Source organism: Fervidobacterium gondwanense DSM 13020 (assembly GCF_900143265.1).
GTDB lineage: Bacteria > Thermotogota > Thermotogae > Thermotogales > Fervidobacteriaceae > Fervidobacterium > Fervidobacterium gondwanense.
On sequence record NZ_FRDJ01000003.1, the window covers coordinates 166,336 to 182,772 of the forward strand.

17 protein-coding genes are annotated in these 16,437 nt (G+C 38.5%); 8 read left to right on the plus strand and 9 right to left on the minus strand.

Translation table 11 applies throughout. The features are described from left to right. Positions 1-142 precede the first annotated feature (142 nt). The 8 genes from BUA11_RS04115 (at position 143) to BUA11_RS04150 (ending at position 6,450) form a co-directional block, all read left to right on the plus strand. Positions 143-1,306 (plus strand): MFS transporter, encoded by a 1,164-nt coding sequence (locus tag BUA11_RS04115; RefSeq protein WP_072758640.1) that lies wholly within the window; start codon positions 143-145, stop codon positions 1,304-1,306. 161 nt (positions 1,307-1,467) lie between these two features. After that, positions 1,468-1,764 (plus strand): RNA chaperone Hfq, encoded by a 297-nt coding sequence (gene hfq / locus BUA11_RS04120; protein ID WP_072758642.1) that lies wholly within the window; start codon positions 1,468-1,470, stop codon positions 1,762-1,764. 12 nt (positions 1,765-1,776) lie between these two features. Further along, positions 1,777-3,057 (plus strand): GTPase HflX, encoded by a 1,281-nt coding sequence (gene hflX, locus BUA11_RS04125; RefSeq protein ID WP_143145268.1) that lies wholly within the window; start codon positions 1,777-1,779, stop codon positions 3,055-3,057. 41 nt (positions 3,058-3,098) lie between these two features. Continuing rightward, on the plus strand, positions 3,099-4,088 hold the full coding sequence (locus BUA11_RS04130) for a M23 family metallopeptidase (protein ID WP_072758643.1): 990 nt from the start codon (positions 3,099-3,101) through the stop codon (positions 4,086-4,088). Positions 4,089-4,092: 4 nt separating this feature from the next. Then, positions 4,093-4,422: a hypothetical protein gene (locus tag BUA11_RS04135; protein WP_072758644.1), complete on the plus strand. Its 330-nt coding sequence runs from the start codon at positions 4,093-4,095 to the stop codon at positions 4,420-4,422. Next, on the plus strand, positions 4,419-5,609 hold the full coding sequence (gene metK / locus BUA11_RS04140; protein WP_072758645.1) for a methionine adenosyltransferase: 1,191 nt from the start codon (positions 4,419-4,421) through the stop codon (positions 5,607-5,609). Before BUA11_RS04135 ends, metK begins: the two co-directional genes overlap by 4 nt. Before the next feature lie 143 nt (positions 5,610-5,752). After that, positions 5,753-6,040: a 30S ribosomal protein S20 gene (gene rpsT / locus BUA11_RS04145; protein ID WP_072758646.1), complete on the plus strand. Its 288-nt coding sequence runs from the start codon at positions 5,753-5,755 to the stop codon at positions 6,038-6,040. Positions 6,041-6,042: 2 nt separating this feature from the next. Then, on the plus strand, positions 6,043-6,450 hold the full coding sequence (locus BUA11_RS04150) for a hypothetical protein (protein ID WP_072758647.1): 408 nt from the start codon (positions 6,043-6,045) through the stop codon (positions 6,448-6,450). 71 nt (positions 6,451-6,521) lie between these two features. Here the strand turns inward: BUA11_RS04150 and BUA11_RS04155 are convergent, their stop codons facing one another. From BUA11_RS04155 to BUA11_RS04195, 9 genes are all read right to left on the minus strand, one after another. After that, positions 6,522-8,513, minus strand: a complete 1,992-nt coding sequence (locus tag BUA11_RS04155) for a methyl-accepting chemotaxis protein (RefSeq protein ID WP_072758648.1) — start codon at positions 8,511-8,513, stop codon at positions 6,522-6,524. Continuing rightward, complete coding sequence (hutH, locus tag BUA11_RS04160) at positions 8,510-9,991, minus strand: histidine ammonia-lyase (RefSeq protein ID WP_178137742.1); 1,482 nt, start codon at positions 9,989-9,991, stop codon at positions 8,510-8,512. Before hutH ends, BUA11_RS04155 begins: the two co-directional genes overlap by 4 nt. Further along, positions 9,988-10,512 carry a cob(I)yrinic acid a,c-diamide adenosyltransferase gene (locus tag BUA11_RS04165; protein WP_072758649.1) on the minus strand — a complete coding sequence of 175 codons (525 nt, stop codon included), beginning with the start codon at positions 10,510-10,512 and terminating at the stop codon, positions 9,988-9,990. The genes hutH and BUA11_RS04165 overlap by 4 nt, the downstream gene beginning before the upstream one ends. 116 nt (positions 10,513-10,628) lie before the next feature. Next, positions 10,629-11,192 carry a GNAT family N-acetyltransferase gene (locus BUA11_RS04170; RefSeq protein ID WP_072758650.1) on the minus strand — a complete coding sequence of 188 codons (564 nt, stop codon included), beginning with the start codon at positions 11,190-11,192 and terminating at the stop codon, positions 10,629-10,631. A 79-nt stretch (positions 11,193-11,271) separates the two neighbouring features. Continuing rightward, positions 11,272-11,532: a DUF4911 domain-containing protein gene (locus BUA11_RS04175; RefSeq protein WP_143145269.1), complete on the minus strand. Its 261-nt coding sequence runs from the start codon at positions 11,530-11,532 to the stop codon at positions 11,272-11,274. Between the two features lie 34 nt (positions 11,533-11,566). Then, positions 11,567-12,055, minus strand: a complete 489-nt coding sequence (locus tag BUA11_RS04180; RefSeq protein ID WP_072758651.1) for a metal-dependent transcriptional regulator — start codon at positions 12,053-12,055, stop codon at positions 11,567-11,569. 30 nt (positions 12,056-12,085) lie between these two features. Beyond that, positions 12,086-13,762 (minus strand): nucleoside kinase, encoded by a 1,677-nt coding sequence (locus tag BUA11_RS04185; RefSeq protein WP_072758744.1) that lies wholly within the window; start codon positions 13,760-13,762, stop codon positions 12,086-12,088. Between the two features lie 41 nt (positions 13,763-13,803). Continuing rightward, the gene (locus BUA11_RS04190; RefSeq protein ID WP_084634352.1) at positions 13,804-15,186 is read right to left on the minus strand and encodes an Rne/Rng family ribonuclease; all 1,383 of its coding nucleotides are present in this window, start codon (positions 15,184-15,186) and stop codon (positions 13,804-13,806) included. Positions 15,187-15,208: 22 nt separating this feature from the next. Continuing rightward, positions 15,209-16,420 (minus strand): adenosylhomocysteinase, encoded by a 1,212-nt coding sequence (locus tag BUA11_RS04195; RefSeq protein WP_072758653.1) that lies wholly within the window; start codon positions 16,418-16,420, stop codon positions 15,209-15,211. Positions 16,421-16,437 lie beyond the last annotated feature (17 nt).

A 16,437-nucleotide genomic window follows, 5' to 3' on the forward strand; every position in this document is an offset into this window, starting at 1 on the left:
AATATTGGAACAAACTTTGACAAGAGAGAAGAATCGCATAAATAAGCAGTATGAGAGATTTGAAAGTACTTGTATTTGGTTAGCTAAATGATAAAATATATTTGACTTTCTTAATTATCTATTTATATTCAGGAGGTAAAAGATGGTCACACTTTTATTAGCATTTATATATGTTTCATTCATCAGCTTGGGTTTACCTGATTCCATGTTTGGAGCCGCTTGGCCTGTTATTAGAAATGATATGATGTTGCCGGTTTCAACTGCTGGATTGATTTCGTTAATAAGCACTTTGACTATTGTCTTTTCAACCCTGTTAAATCCATTTATTGTCAGGCGCTTGGGGACTGGAAGACTAATTGTGATAAGCACGTTGTTTTCTTCTGTTGGGTTATTACTATTCTCTCAATCCAGAACACTCATACATCTTTGCATTGCAACAGCATTCACGGCTTTAGGTGGTGGTAGCATTGATGTTTCACTAAACAATTTTGTGGCTCTTCACTACAAGCCCAAGCATATGAACTGGCTACACTCTCTATGGGGTGTCGGAACAACATTGGGTGCTTCTATAATATCTGCTTTTGTTGGTTCTTACGGTGGGTGGAGAAATGGGTACACTGTCGTTTCGATGTTTCAGTTATTGTTATCTTTTATATTTATGCTGATGTTACCGGTTTGGAACGTTCATAAGAATAATAATGAGGGTCAGATCGAGCAAAAACGTATCGTACGTTCTCCTCTTTTGGTAAAAAACGCCATTCTCTCAGTAACAGCTTTTTTTGCATATTGTGCTATCGAAACAACAACAGATGTTTGGGCAAGTTCTTTCTTAGTGAATTTCAAAGGTCTTTCTCCTTCATTTGGAGCCAGAGGAACTGCGCTTTTCTTCTTTGGAATAACACTTGGAAGAATTCTATCTGGTTTCTTGAGCATGAAAATCAAAAGTATTCCAATGATAAGATTGTCTTTACTCATGATACTTATAGGGGTGATTATGCTTTTGTCAAAAATGCCCACGGTATTATATCTAATAAGCCTTGGAGTCATTGGTTTTGGTTGTGCACCAATATTTCCTACAATGATGCATGAAACTCCCAGAAGATTTGGCGTCGAAGTGTCAAATTTCATAGTTAGTTTGCAAATGGCAGGTGGGTATTTGGGAAGTGCGTTTGGACCATTTTTGTTTGGACTTCTAATTTCTAAGGCAGGGATACAGCTTTTGCCACTTTTTCTTTTAAGCTTGCTTTTAGCATTGGTCTTAATAACTGAGAGACTAAATTCGAAGTTAAGACTTCTTCACGAATAAGTTGAAGAGCGCTTTTTGAATGAGTTTAAACTTATTAAATCCTGTTTTGAATTTTTCAAATTCTATGATATAATTTTATCTGTCTTGTATATGTTTGAATTCATATTAACGTTCTTTCGTATCTAATATTCTTTACCATATTATCTATCGGGGGGATATTTGTGCCAAAGGAAAAGGCAAAGGAAAAGTTCAACCTTCAGGACAGATTTTTGAACATTGTTAGAACAAGGAAGATAGAAGTTAAAGTTTACTTAGTTAACGGATTTCAGGCTAAGGGTATTGTTAGATCATTCGATAATTTCACGGTTTTATTGGAGAGTGGTAAACAGCAAACTTTAATTTACAAACATGCCATTAGTACGATTTTGCCTTCTGAATACATAATGCTAATGAAGACCGAAGAAGAGGAACAGAAGGAAGAACAAGAGGCTCAGGAAAGCGAAGGCGAACAGATATAATTCATCTGAATTTTGCTTTGTAAGGTTCTTAAGGAGGTTGAAAAAACAATAAAAAGAGTAGTACTGGTTGCTGTATCACCACGCCTTGATGACAAAGCTTTTGACTCGTTAAACGAGCTTGAAAATCTATGCCAGACAATAGATTTTGAAGTTGTTGAAAAGATAGTCCAGAGAAGAGATAAACCTGATCCGGCAACATATTTAGGTTTTGGAAAGTTAGAGAAGTTAAAGGTGTTTTGTAAAGAAAACAATGTAGATGCTTTGGTTTTTAATGACGAAATCTCCCCTATTCAGCAACGCAACACTGAAGAATTCTTAGAGCTCGAGGTTCTTGATAGAACGCAAGTAATCTTAGAAATTTTCTCACAGCATGCAACTACGCATGAGGGTAAATTACAGGTAGAAATGGCAAAATTAACATATGAATTACCTCGACTTAGAGGAAAGGGGTTGTATTTGTCAAACCCTGGAGCCGGTATTGGTACAAGAGGACCAGGTGAAAAGCTCTTAGAACTTGATAAGAGGAAAATCAAAGAGCGCATTTCGTCACTGAAAAAGGAACTACTAAAAATAAAGAAAGAAAGGGAAAATATCAGAAAGACAAGGCTTGAAAGCGGGTATAGACTGGTTTCAATAGTAGGCTACACAAATGCCGGAAAGAGTACCTTGTTAAAGAAATTGTCTGATGAGAAGAGCATCCTTGTTTCAGAAAAACTATTTTCAACACTCAGTCCGAAAGTTAGAAGAGTGAAATTTCCAAACGGGCGTGCCTATCTTTTTAGCGACACAGTTGGTTTCATAGACAAGTTACCCCATACCCTAATCGAAGCTTTTCACTCAACCTTAGAGGAAGTCCTGTATGCAGATCTAATATTACTCTTAGTCGATGCTTCGGACGGCTATTTTAATGATAAGATAAAAGCTTCGTATAATGTGTTGAGTGAAATAGGCGTTACAGATAAAGAAATAATGCTTGTTTTCAACAAGATTGATATTGTTCCCGAAAGCAGGTTGGAAATAATTAGATATGAATATCCAAAAGCTATTTTCATTTCTGCAAAAAACGGTATCGGATTAGACGTACTTTATTCACGGATTTCGGGATATTTTCAGTTTGTCGATTCCCATATTCGACTAAGATTGAGACAGTCAGAATTCGGAAAGGTATTACGCTATGCAGAACTCATAAATTACGATACTCTGAACGCTAATGGCGAATTCATAGATGTTGATTTAAGCGGGCCGATTGAAGTTTTAGAAAAAATAAAAAGTTCTATAAGTGCAGAAAAGTAAATCACTTAGTCTTATTAAATTTTTACAAGGAGAGGTTGACTATGGAAATAAAGCTTGTTCAAAAGCTCATTATTCAATTTATTCTTATTTTATTCCTATCTATTTCGACATTTGCTTTGTACAGGGTACCTGTTGATAATTCATATGTTACAGCGACATTCTTAGAGTTCAGATCAACCGGAAAGATTCCGCATTTTCATTCGGGAGTTGATTTCAGCACATTTTTAAAAGAAGGAATTCCGATATTGGCTGCTGAGGAAGGTTTCTTGAGAAGACTCGAGATTGATGTGGACAATATCTATGGCAATACTGTGGTCCTTGAACATCCAGATGGGTACAGAACACTCTACGCACACCTTGCTAATTTCAACGAAGAATTTGAAAAAATAGCCAATATGTTGAGGGATGAATTCGGGGATAAACGAATCGTTGTTGAGTTCCTTTCGGAAGATTTCAAAGTTTCGAAAGGGGAAGTTATAGGCTTTTCTGGAAGGACAGGTGAGGCCGCACAAGCGCATTGTCATTTTGAAGTCAGAGATAAGGAAGAAAAGGTTATTTTTGATCCGTTGGAGTTTATTGATAAGTCGATGTTAAGACCAGTGCAAATGGGAATAATACTGAAAAGCTTAATTATTGATGGCCAGGAATTTAATTATACTGAAAATGGAACTTACACGTTCACGGGTCCATATCCAAAGATTGCTGTGGAAGCATACACAGAATTAGCAAAAAATTTACTTGGTGTTAAAGAGATAAAAGTGTACTTTTCAGAAAAATTGGTGTATCATATAATGCTTGACAGATTATCAATGGAATTGTGGGAAAAGCCGTACAGTTTGTATGATGAAAAAACTGTAATGAGTGCCCTTACATATCGTGGGTTTTACAAATTGTACTCTGACGAATCACTGCCATTTGTAAAAGTCAACGACATGAGTGGATATAACGCTTCTAACTATCAAGTGAAATTGGAAATAAGGGATGAATTTGGCAACTCAAAAGACTTCTACTTCAACTTAGTAAGAAGGTGATTCGATGTTTCTGTTTAAGAAACGAGAGAAGAGCGAAGCAGATCTTGAGAGGAACCCGTTCTATAAGGAAGGAAATGCTCTCGTTGTTTATCTGAAATGCAATCGATGCGGTGAGGTCTTCAGGAGCCATCTTAGAATTGGGTACGATTTTATAATCGATTACGATAATCGTGCAGTTCCGTTTGTTATAGAGAAAGTCTATGTAGGTTCGAAATGTCCGAATAAGATTGAATTAAAAGCAAAATTCACTGGTTCGTACAAACCAGTGAGTATCGAGATAGAAGGTGGAAAGTTTATCTCAAGAGAAACTTATGAAAAGGAGGCCGAGAGATGAGAAGATTGTTCACAAGCGAAAGCGTTACGGAAGGTCACCCAGACAAGATGGCAGATCAGATCAGCGATGCTATCTTGGATGCGATCATCGCAGAGGATCCAAAAGCTCGTGTTGCCGTTGAAACACTTCTTACAACAGGTGTTGCAGTAGTAGCGGGAGAGGTAACCACAAAGGCTTACGTTGACGTTCAAGATATTGTTAGGAAAACCGTTCTTGACATTGGTTACACAAGGGCAAAGTACGGTTTCGATGGTGAAACTTGTGCTGTGCTATCTTCCATCCACAGCCAGTCGCCAGATATAGCACTTGGAGTCGATCAGGCAGCAGAGTACAAGGAAGGTCAAGCAGCAGAGGACGAGCTTGAAAAAGTAGGTGCTGGAGACCAAGGAATGATGTTTGGATACGCAACGAATGAAACAGAAGAACTGATGCCACTTCCAATAATGCTTGCACATAAACTCGCTATGAAGCTTGCTGAGGTAAGGAAGAACGGAACGCTTTCGTTCTTGAGACCAGACGGCAAAACGCAAGTAACCATTGAATATGATGAAAATGATAAACCTGTTAGAGTTGACACAGTATTGATTTCAACTCAGCACGAACCAGATGTAACGATTCCTGAAATAAAGGAAGCGCTTGTCAAATACGTTATTGATCCAATCATTCCCGCAGATTTAAGAGATGACAAGATGAGAATCTTTGTTAACCCAACTGGTAGGTTCGTTCTTGGTGGACCATCGGCAGATACAGGACTAACCGGTAGAAAGATAATTGTTGACACTTACGGCGGTGCGATTCCTCACGGAGGTGGAGCATTCAGCGGTAAGGACCCAACCAAGGTTGACAGATCTGCCCATTACTTTGCAAGATACGTTGCAAAAAACGTTGTTGCAGCTGGTTTAGCTGACAGGTTCATGATACAAGTTGCATACGCAATAGGTGTTGCAAGACCAGTATCTATAATGATCAACACTTTCGGTACAGCAAAAGTCGATGAGGAAAAGCTCCTCAAGGTAGTTACAGAGCTATTTGACTTCAGACCTGGTGCAATAATTAAGAAACTTAACCTTCTCAGACCTATATACAGAAAGACAGCTGCTTACGGACATTTTGGAAGAAACGATCCAGAGTTCACGTGGGAAAAGACAGACATGGTTAAAGAATTAAGAGGTGCATTCAACATTTAACGTTCATCGTTAACCAAGAGAATTAGAGGTTTACAGTCTCGGGATTTTTTGTCAGATTCTGGAAAAGTACTAAAAGTACCATCTACGGATGGTGAATCGATGAAGAAAGTCAGAAAACTGAAAAACAGGAGGTAGGTTTTGGTATGCCAAACATCAAGTCTGCAGAGAAGAGAGTCAGAGTTTCTGAAAAAAGAAGAGTTCTTAACAAAGCTTACAAAACAGCTATGAAGAACCGCATTAAGGAAGTTTTGAAAGCTATAGCAGAGCAGAAACCAGTTGAAGAAGTTCAAAAACTCTTCATCAAGGCACAGAGTACGATTGATAAAGCAGCAAGAAGAGGCGCAATACACAAAAACCAAGCGAGCAGGAGGAAGTCAAGATTGGCAGCTAAGGTTAAGGCTTACGTAGCTGCTAAAGAGCAAGGGGTGTAAAGATGCCATTCTACTACGTCATGGAGCTTGATGTAAGTGAGCAAAGGGCGAGTTACACATTGAAAAATGAAGAATTAATGAAACTCGTTTCCGAAAAAGGATGCGAACTTAAATATGATAACGGAGCGCTTGTATTGAAGTTTCCAGAAAACGAAGATTTGGACGAGGAAGTAATGGTTGCTGTTTTAGAAGTGCTCAGAAATCCTGTCAATGCCAAGGAATATATATTTGAAAATGGCGATAAGATTGAAATTTTTTCTGGTCGCTTGGACCCACTTCATCCACTTGGACAGACAAAGGAAGAGATAAAAGAAAGAACTATAGAAAGCCTTGAAGAAGAGGAAGAAGAAATCAAACCACCATATGAAGAGTTGTTGGACGATATCGAAGAAGAAGTTGAAGAAGAATAATAATGACGTATTAACAAATAATAACCCCCGACAAAAAATGTCGGGGGTTTGTATTTTTTTTGATTTGATTGTCAGATATTAAATCTCTTCACAAAATCGTTAAGTTGACTCACTGCGCTTGAGAGTTCATCTGAATAATTCTTAACCTCGTTCACCTGCTCTGCTTGGTTCGCAATCTGTGCTGCCATCTCTTCAACATCATGCTCAACTTCCTGTATGTTCTTTGTTATCTTATCCATTGCTGCACTTACTTCTTCCGTTGCCCCACTCTGTTCTTCTGCTGTTGCTGCAAGGTCTGTTGTCATCTTTGATACTTCGTCTATCTTCGAAATCAATAACTTCAAGCTTTCTCCTGCTTCTTTTACCGTCGTAACGTACCCATCAACTTTTTGACTCACACCAGTTGTGACCTTTTCTACTTTCCTTGCCTGCTCTCCTATCTTGCCGAGTATCTCTGCTATCTTCTTAGTTGCTTGTCTGCTCTCTTCTGCAAGCTTTCTGATTTCATCTGCAACCACGGCAAAACCTCTACCAGCTTCTCCTGCCCTCGCTGCTTCTATAGCTGCGTTCAGTGCAAGCAAGTTCGTCTGTTCGGCTATACTCGAAATCGTATCCACTATCTCTCCTATCTGGTTCGAGAACTTCGTCAGCTCTACTATCGCTGTCAACGATTCTCCCATTCCATTCCTTATCTCGCTTACAGATACCTCTACTTCAACCATTCTTTCTGACACCGTACTCACATTCTCTTTCATCACTTCTGCGCTGTGAGAAAGCTTTTCCGAGTACTTTGCGATATTCTGTGCACCTGCCGCTATCTCTTCCATTCCGCTGTTTGCTTCCTGTGTTGCTGCCGCTATATCTTGTACTTCTAATGTTGTCTTTTGAACTGTTTCTTTCGAAGTCATCGCTGCTTGTGCTGAGTTGCTCGCAAGGTCGTCCAACATGAATGAAACTGAAGAAACTTGTGCACTCAATTTCATAACTTCGCCTACTGTTTGTTTGAAACTTTCTATAAGCAATTTAAACGCATGACCTAATTTGGCGATTTCATCTTTACCAAGCTTGGCCTCGTCAACAGTTGCTGTTAGGTCATTTTCAGCAACTTTTTGAGCGATTTCAACGACGTGATTTATACGTTTAGTTATTGTGTCTGTAAGGAATATAGCAATTAAAGCTGCGCCAAGTGCGATTATTATACCAGCGAAAACACCAGACATAATTATTTCATAAGCTGCCTCTGTAATTTCCGAAAATGGAATTATACCTATAGCGGTTAAATTGTAATTTCCAATTCTTTCAAATGCTGCGAATTTTTTCCCATTAAATGTGTACACTATTGTACCTTTTGTTTTGGATGTGATTTCTTGAGCAAGTATCTTTGTTCCTTCTTCTTCTGATAAATCGAGCTTTCCAACAAATTCAGCTTTTGGGTGTGCCACTGTTAAAGTACCATAAACTAGAGTAACGTATCCTGTTTTACCAATTTTTATTTTACTTACCATTTTTTGCAATTCGTCAATTGGATAAAATCCAACGAGCGCCCCGATAACATTTTCACCGAAATCATAAACAGCAGCAGCAACCATAATATAATTTTTTCCATTGTACTCGTATGGCATATAAATTTCTGTCTTTTTCTTTCCTGATAATACTTTTTCAATTATTTCCGATGGTAGTTTCACATTTGCCAAACCATCCTTTGATACAACTCTCATATCTGGAAGAACTACAAAGACATCGTGGTAACCTTTCTGGTTTAGTGCACTGTAAGCATTCCGTACTCCCCAACCAAGCTGACTGAGCCCAAGTTCATCACTCACGTTTGTCATGTAAGGTGATATTGCACCACTAAACGAGTAATCTGCGAGTGGTTTGATTATATCGTTTAAATAATGTACCTCTATATCTTTTTTCACAGATGATAGAACCAAAGACTGAATTTGTCCAGCTGCATCTCTAACAACAGAGGTTGAGACTAAAACAGAAACAAGCACACTTACAAAAGATGATAAGATACCTACAAGTACCAAAGATAATATAAGCTTTGTCCGTAAACTCATGAAAGCACCTCCCTAACTATTGTATTTTTTACACGCTCAAAATCATCACCAAAAAATCTGTCATTACCTGGTTTTACATCAATTATACCATAAAATTTTTCGATTTGTTCAGAACTTTTCAAAGGACGTCTGTAGTATAATGCGGTGCTTCCAAGCATAGCTTCTATTGATATTAAGCTTACTAAATTTTCGTATACTCTCCTCAATTTTCTTACAGCGTTTGCCCCCATACTCACATGATCTTCTTGATAAGCGGAAGTGGGTATTGTGTCGGCGCTTGCCGGATGAGAAAGTACTTTGTTTTCATTACATAAAGCTGCGGCGGTATATTGCCATATCATGTAACCACTATTTAAGCCTTCTTCACCACCTGCTAAGAATGGTGGTAAACCTTCGTTGACCTTTGGATTAACAATCCTATCTATTCTCCGTTCAATCATGTTTCCCATGGAAGTAAGTGCAACTGCAAGGTAATCTGCGCATAGTGCAAGAGGCTCACCATGGAAATTCCCACCACTGATAATCTCATCGCCAAATACCAATGGATTATCTGTTGCTGAGTTTATCTCTCTTTCAACAATCTCCTTAACCCAATTTATTGTATCGTAAACCGCACCGTATACTTGTGGAATTGTTCTGAGAGTGTATGCATCCTGCACCTTAGAGCAATTTTTGTGAGCTTCTCGAATTTCACTTCCTTCCAAGAAATCTCTAAGCATTTGGGCAATCTTTATCTGTCCTGGGTGTGGTCTTGCAAGTTGGATTCTCTCATCGAAAGCAGCAGGCGTACCGTAAAGAACATCAACACTCGATGCAGCAATGAGCGTTGCGATTCTCATAAACTTTTCAAGGTCTCTAATTATTAAGGCAAGATGTCCAGCCATGAATTGAGTTCCGTTTATAAGGCTCAGTCCTTCCTTTTCCTCAAGCTCAATTGGTGCAAAATCGAATTCCTTTATACTTCGTATTCCTTCCTTTGTTACTACCTTTCCCTCTCCTATTAATACCATCGCTATATGTGACAGCGGAGCTAAGTCTCCGCTCGCACCTACAGAACCCATTTCTGGCACGGCGGGTGCTATTCCTTTGTTCAAAAGTTCGATTAGCTTATCCACAACTAAGGGTCTAATACCACTGTAACCTTTTGCTAAAGCGTTAGCTCTTATGAGCATCATAGCCCTCACTATATCCTCAGGAAGGTAATTACCTATTCCCGCAGAATGAGAGAGTATTATATTTTTCTGTAAATCTTTTAATTTTTCTCTGGTGATTCGTACATTTGCCAATGCACCGAAACCAGTATTAACACCATAAACCGGTTTGTTCTCATTAATAACATTATCAATAGCTCTCCTACTTTTCTCCATTTTTTCATATGCAACTGGCGAAATGGATACTTTGGCATACCTGCGACTGACAAGATGCACGTCTTCAATTGTCAAATGTTCACCATCTATTACAACAATTCGCTTGTTCATATTTCGCTGCCCCTTATCTTTGTCAAGTGTTTTCCTTCAACAAACCTTGCCATTATGTAAAGCAAATCAGAAAGTCTGTTCAGGTATTTTATCAGTTCTACACGCACGGGTTCCTCGTTAGAAAGCCTTACGACAAGCCTTTCCGCACGCCTAGCAACAGTACGACAAACGTCAAGATAGGCACTCGGTATTGTCTCTCCAGGTATGACAAATGAATCCAACTTTACGTGTTCTTCATAAGAGTGAACGTGTTTTGTTAGTACTTCTATATCTTCCTCTGAGATCAATCTTATGTATTGCTCACCCTTTGCCAATTCGGCAGCTACTCTAAAAAGGTTTTTTTGTATTTCTTCAACAATTTCTCTTTCATAATCGGGTAGAAAATGCTTAGAAAGTCCTAAAAAGGAATTGAGTTCGTCAACGGTTCCATATGTCTCTACTCTTAAATTTGCCTTTGATATACGTTCACCATTTGCAAGGCTCGTTTCCCCTGCATCACCTGTTTTTGTTGTAATTGACATAAATTTCACCTCCGATTGAATTATCCATTCTCAATGAAATTTTATCTTACAATTATATTCTTCTCAACGTTCGAAAATAATAAAAAACACAATGTTTAGGTCCTTAACTAACACCATCAATCTATTATTAGTGAATACATAACAGCATTTTCGTAAGAACCATTAACGTTAAGGTATGACTTCTTTATTCCTTCCTGTTCAAATCCAAACTTATCAAATATCCTCCTCATAGGTATGTTTTTCTCTAAAGTCTCTGCTTCTATTCTTTTTGCACCTTTGCTTATCGCCCATGCAATAGCTAGCTCGGTTAGCTTTGTGCCAATTCCTTGTCCTCGGTAATTATTCAATATCTCTAAGCCAAATTCTGCAATGTGCGATGTTTTCTTCTTAGTATCCAGAAACCACACCCAAAGTTGTCCAACAATAATGTTAGAGTTTTTCACATCTTCGACTACTACAAAGAGTTTTCTCTCAGCTTGAAGCCATGAGTTGATCCAGCTTCTCATTCCATCTATCGTTATTTCTTCTGGAGATGAAAGTATAGTATCACTTTCAAGCGCCACATTCTTTCGCATTTCATATGCTTTTTCAATGTCATCTGATGTTACCTGTCTGATCAAGAAATCTCCAAAGTAGGTAGGCAATTCTATCTTGTTTGTGCTATTAGAAGTGTAAGGCATATTCCTCCCTCCTCCACTTTCTTCAAATAATTACAAAGAACCCCAACGTTGTGAACGTTGGGGTTTGAATATTAAAACCTCAATCTGCACTTCCTTCGTTAGGCTTAATCATCAGTACTTCTAAATCAACAATGTTTCTAACACTTTCAAGAAGTCTCAAAGCATCAATCACAGTATCGGCTGGAGCTATGACTTTCAAGAAGTCACCTTCAAAACTTCTAATGTTCATTGTATTGTCCTCGGCTTCAAGAAGATAGTTTAGAATGTGAACATCCTCTTTTTTGATCTTCACTAAGATGTCGTATTCCAAGACATCCTTGGCTCTGAGTTGAGTGCTCATTTTTCGCCCCTCCACAATATAATATTATTACGATCTATTTTTCCTCTTTCTCTTCCTTATTTTGAACATTAAGTGGACAAGGTGCAAGCATTTTACGTGGCTGTTTCAAGAAACTCTTGAATTTTTCAACAACTTCTTTTCCTTCATCTTCAACTAAGAACCTTGCAAAATCAGAAAATCTTGAAACAGTTCCCGGATCTAAATTAAAGTAAATATTCCAAGCGGCTTCGTCAGACTGCGTTTGGTCAAGCTGTAAAATTTCACAGAAGAACATCTTCACAGCATTGAAGTGTGCGTTTTCCGAGATTGCAATTCTTTTGCCTTCCGGAGTCAACGAAATACCGCCTCGCGTTTCGTAGTAAACTAATCCAAGGTCCGATAGTCTTTCCAAGAATTGTTTGGCGGATGGCATTTTAACTTTCAGAAATGTTGAGACTTTTTTGAGCCTTGTCCAGCCCATCTGATTAAGTGTTAAATATACAGCCAAAAGGTACTTACGTTCTGTTGCTCCAAGTTTCTCCATGCTTTTCACCTCTTATATGAGAACTTTTGATTAATATCTAAACGCGCTTCTTCCTATGAACTCTCTTATAATAGATGTTCTTGGTATGTCTTCTATATTTGTAATTGGTAAGAAATAGTCCAATATCTTGAGCAGTCTGTTAGCCTCTGTTGATTCTGGGGCGTCATCAGGCACAACAGCAAGCAGTGGCTCGGCAAATATCTTCAAAACTGCAAGTTCATACACAAGAGCACTGTTGAACATAGCATCAGCATTCTCTTGATACGGGAATATGTTTCTCTCTTCACCCCTTCGGACACTATCCCACATCCTGAGAGTGGCAAGTGCATCGTGCCCTCGGAATTTACTGTCCCTTACCATTCTTCTTATTAACCTTACGTCAGTTGTGTGTAGTCTGTTTACGTTATCTAAATTGAGTTGGGCGAGTGCACTGGCGTATATCTTAAATTTCAATTCCTCTGGCACAAGCTCGGTGAGTTTTGGATTAAGTCCGTGAATACCTTCCACTATTATGATTTGATCTTTTTCAATCTTCATCTTTGTACCTGATGATTCCCTTTTGCCAAGCACAAAATTGAATTTCGGAATTTCAACTTCTTTTCCGTTGAACAAGTCAACCAGATTCTTGTTGAAAAGTTCAACATCAAGAGCTTCGAGAGCTTCAAAATCGTAATTTCCGTTTTCGTCCCTTGGAGTTCGTTCCCTATCGACGAAGTAATCATCCAACGATATCGTAACTGGCTTAAAACCGCTTGCCTTGAGTTGTACCATGAGTCTCTTTGAAAAAGTCGTTTTACCACTGGATGATGGACCGGCGATCAGTACTAATCTAACGCTCTCACGTTTTTTGATCTCTTCAGAAATCATTGCTATTCGTTTTTCGTGCAACGCTTCCGCCAATATTATCAAGTCAGTCACTGCGCGTTCGCCTTTTGCAATAACTTCGTTAAGGTCCCCAACACTGTTGATTTCCATTATCTCGAGCCATCTTGAGTACTCTAAGAACACGTTAGAAAGTTTCGGAAGCGGCTTGAATTCTGGAACAATTACTTTTTCGTTTTCCACTCTTGGCAAGAGCAGAACAAAACCTTGATCGTACTTTACTATTTCAAACCATTTCAAATATCCAGTGGACGGTGGCATGTATCCGTAAAAATAATCAAAGTGGCCATCTGCTTCGTAAACCTTAACAGTTTTTTTCTTTCTGTACTTTAATAGCTTAACTTTGTCTTCCATTCCTGCGGCATCAAAAAGTGTCATAGCCTGACTCTTTTGTAGTTCGTTTTTCTTGAATCTGTAATCTCCTTTAACCCATTGGTACATTTCGTCTCTAATGGCCTTGATGTCATCTTCAGATAGGTTAACTGGCGTATTATTGTCACGTATTTCGCAATATATACCGTGACCAATAGTGTGGAGAACTTTCAGTGTATAATCTCTAAATACTTTTCTTACGGATGCGTGAAGTATGAATAGTAACCCCCTCTGATAGATCCTCATTCCATCCTGACTATCTAAGGTTATGAAAGTCACTTCTCCGGATCTGTTTATGGGTCTAAATAATTCAACTATCGTGTTGTTGATCCTTGCACCTAAAATTATCTTATTATGTTCCTTTCCATATTCGTCTGCTATCTCCTCCAAAGTTCCTCCTTGAGGTATCTCATAAACTTTTCCATCAATGTACAGTTTTATCTTCTCTACCATTTTCACAACAACGCCCTCCCTATCTGCTCAATTTCACAGTCTTACTTTTTCCAAGATAATTCATAACTGTTCGGGTCATGATACATAAAATGAAGATGAACGTTTAATTTTGAAATCTGTCTCAACTCTTCCTTGTTTATAAGTTCCTTAAAGTATGGATGCAGTTTTATAATTGCTTGCGAGACATCCGCGGGTTTGTGCGTCAGCTCGTACATAAGTTTTTCTATAACGAATTGCGGGTTAATCACCCGTCCACTTCCGCTACAAACAGGACAAGATACTGTAAATCTTTCGTCTAAAGACTTTGTCGTTCTCTTTCTTGTCATCTCCAGTAAACCAAGTTGCGTAAATCCATAAATTTCTACCCTGTTTCTGTCTTTCATAACTTCTGCCTTCATTGCTTGCAATATTTTGTTCTTACTGGCTTCAGTTTTCATGTCTATAAAATCAACTATTATCATTCCTCCAAGATTTCTCAATCTAAGGATCCGAGCTATTTCTTTTACGGCCTCCAAATTTGTTATTTCTGACAGTTGTTCATGGTCATCAGTACTTGTGTAATGTCCAGAGTTCACATCAATAACGACCATCGCTTCAGTTTTGTCAACAACAATTTCACCACCTGATGGAAGAGGTATCGACCTGTTAAGAACTCTCTTCAGTTCTTTGTTAACTCCATATTCTTCAAACACATCAGTTTCTACTACTTTTACTCGAATGTTCTTTGAATAGCTTCTGACAAGCTCTCTTAACTCTGCGCTGTTAGCGATAACTTCTTCAACCCCAGCCTTTAGAAACTCTCTAAACACGAAAGAGTCCGTATCTAAGTCCTTGTACAACAATTTTACCTTTTTAGAGCGTTTAAAATCATCAACGATTTTAAGCCATGTAGAATAGAGAATCTCAACCTCGCCCCAAATATATTCTTCTGAAACTTCGCTTGATGCAGTCCTCAGGATCACTCCACATTCGAATTTATCTCTTATCTCATGTCCGAGCTTTTTAAGTCTTACTCTGTCTTCCTCTTGGTGTATTTTTCTCGAAATACCTACACTGTGAGAAAACGGCATCAATACGACATACCGTCCAGGTAATCCTATGTTAGTTGTTACCTGTGGTCCCTTTTTTGTACCACTCTCTTTCTTTACTTGAACCAAAACTTTTTGACCTTCTTGCAATTTCTTTAAACCAAAAAAGTTTAGATACTCATCCCTTATATCCTTTATTCTCAAGAAACCGTTTTCATCGTTGGTCAATTTTACAAAAGCAGCTTCAAGCGCAGGTACAAATTTTTCGATTTTCCCAACAAATATATTCCCAGCCACGCTTTCATCTTCGTCTGGGAAGTATATTTCGGTTAGCCTTCCGTTTTCCAAAAGCGCTGCTTGCAGCGTATCATTTTTCTTGTTAAGTAATAAAAGCACAACTTACACCTCTATTCACGCCTTAAAACTTATTTAAGTACTCGTCTTGCTCGTGTGTTAAGGTGTCGATTCCAATACCCATGGACTCGAGTTTTAGCTGAGCTACCTTTTTGTCAAGTTCTTCAGGATATTCGTAGACTCTGTTTTCTAATCTCTCGAAATTCCTTGAAAGATATATCAACGAAAGCGCCTGCAGGGCAAACGAAATATCCATAATCTCCACAGGATGCCCGTCTGCAGCTGCTAAATTTACCAACCTACCTTGTCCAATAACAAAGATATCTTTTCCATCTATTTTATAGCATGTCACATTCTTCCTTATTTCATACTTTTCTTCAGCAATCCTTTCGATGATTTCCATTGGAATCTCGACGTTGAAATGTCCCGCATTGGCAAGAACAACTCCGTCTTTAAGATTTCTTATAACATCAGCATTTAGAATGTTGCATACACCGGTAGCGGTTATAATAAAGTCAGCTTTTGGTGCGAGGTTTTCTATCCTTCCAACTTCAAACCCGTCCATGATAGCTTCCACAGCTTTAATTGGATCAACCTCACTAACCATCACTTTTGCACCGAGTCCATGTGCGCGCATCGCAATGCCACGCCCACACCAGCCGTAACCAGCTACAAGTACGTTTTTACCGGCGATTAGCAAGTTTGTGTTTCTCATTATAGAATCTAACGTTGATTGACCAGTCCCATACCTATTATCGAACATGAATTTCATCTTTGCATTGTTTACTGCGATAACAGGGATTCTTAATTTACCATTTTTCTCGAGGTTTTTCAACCTTCTCACACCTGTTGTCGTTTCCTCTGATACTCCTTTCAATCTTTCAAGTACCTCAGTTCTTTCTGTGTGAGCTAAAACTGTCAGGTCTGCACCGTCATCAAGTATTAGGTCCGGCTTGTAATCGAGTATTTTGTGCAAAAAAGAGAAATATTCCTTCTCGCTTTCTGTTCTTTTTGCGTGAACTGATATTCCAAAGTCTTTGAGAGCCTCTGCCACATCGTCTTGAGTGGAAAGTGGATTACATCCGGTGACTATAACATCAGCACCGAGCTTTTTCAAAGTTATTGCCAGATATGCAGTTTTTGCTTCTAAGTGAATAGACATTCCTATTTTCAAACCCGTCAATGTATTTCCCATGCTCTGGATATGATTGAGCAATTTCATATGCTTAGAAACCCATTCAATTTTCTGATGACCTGAATGTTTTAAATCACTCACGTTTATCCCTCCACACT